General features: G+C 68.4%; 1 protein-coding gene. It reads right to left on the reverse strand.

Annotated elements, in window-relative coordinates; translation table 11 throughout:
• Window positions 1-36: 36 nt before the first annotated feature.
• A protein-coding gene (locus tag ACFYY2_RS34710; RefSeq protein WP_388750745.1) for an IS3 family transposase occupies window positions 37-1,283 on the reverse strand; the annotation gives its coding sequence in 2 pieces (ribosomal slippage) (window positions 37-944 and window positions 944-1,283; 1,248 coding nt in all).
• Window positions 1,284-1,311 lie beyond the last annotated feature (28 nt).

Consider the following 1,311-nt stretch of genomic DNA (forward strand, 5'->3'; position numbering starts at 1 on the left):
GGGCCTTCCCCCGTGGTGGTGGACACGCGTCTTTGATCACGCGGCGAGCGTGAGCTTAGCGGCGTGGTGGCGGCGTTCGTATTCGTTGGGGCTGAGGTGGCCGTTGGCGGAGTGCCGACGGCGGGTGTTGTAGCGGGTCAGCCAGGCGAAGACCGTGTTCCTGCAGGCCACGGGATCGCCGTAGTCACGGGCTCCTCGGAGGGTCTCGCGTTTGAGGGACGCATGGAAGCTCTCGCAGGCTGCGTTGTCCGCGCTGCTGCCGACGGCACCCATGGACCGGGTGATCTTGAGTTGATCGCAGAGGTCGGCGAAGGCCCGCGAGCCGTATTGGGCTCCGTGGTCGGAGTGGAACACCGCCCCTTCAAAGCCGGCGCGGGTCGTGGCGGCCATCTTCAGAGCGTCGGCGACCAAGCTGGTGCGCATGTGGCTGGCGATGGACCAGCCGACGACCTTGCGGCTGAAGCAGTCCAGCACCGTCGCGAGGTAGAGGAACTCGCCGTCTGCGAGGGGCAGGTAGGTGATGTCACCCATGTATTTGCGGCCCGGTTCGACCGCGGTGAAGTCTCGCTGGAAGAGGTCCGGAACCCGGGAGACAGCCGGGTCCGGGACGGTGGTGCGGACGCGTCTGCGCAGGCGGATGCCGGTGATGGAGAACGTCCGCATGACGCGGGCGACGCGCTTCTCGTTGACGTGCAGGCCCTGGTCGCGGAGCTCGGCGGTCACCCGTGGGGAGCCGTAGACGCCACGGGAATCGCCGTGGACCTCGCGGATCCTCACGGCCAGGCGCTGGTCGGCCCGCCGGCGGGCGGCCCGGGCTCCCTGGCCGGCCCGCCACTTGTAGTAGCTGGACCTGTTCAGGCCGAGAACCTGGCACAGCCGCTTCACCTCGAAGGCGTCCCGGTGGTCGTCGACGAACTGGAAGCGGCTGATCACCAGTTCGTCTCTCCGGCGAAATACTTGGCCGCCTTGCGGAGTATGTCCCGCTCGGTGGCCAGTTTCCGCTCGCTGGCCTCGAGCTCGGCGACCCTGGCCTCGAGCTGCCGGATCCTCTCGTCCGGTTCCGAGGACGGCGCCGTCCGCACGAGCCGGACCGCGGTCCCGGTCTCCCGGGCCGTGTCCGGGCCGGCACCACGGCGTTCACGGTCCCGCAGCACCCAGGTCCGCAGAGTGTTCCTGTTGATGCCCAGGTCCGCGGCGATGCTCTTGTACGTCGCCCCGGGCATGGACTCGAACAGGGCCACAGCATCGGCCCTGAACTCGTCCGAGTAGTCCTTCATCGCCATCGGCGGTCTTCTCGCTTCCTCCGGATCA

The sequence above is a fragment of the Streptomyces sp. NPDC001822 genome (assembly GCF_042892135.1).
GTDB lineage: Bacteria > Actinomycetota > Actinomycetes > Streptomycetales > Streptomycetaceae > Streptomyces.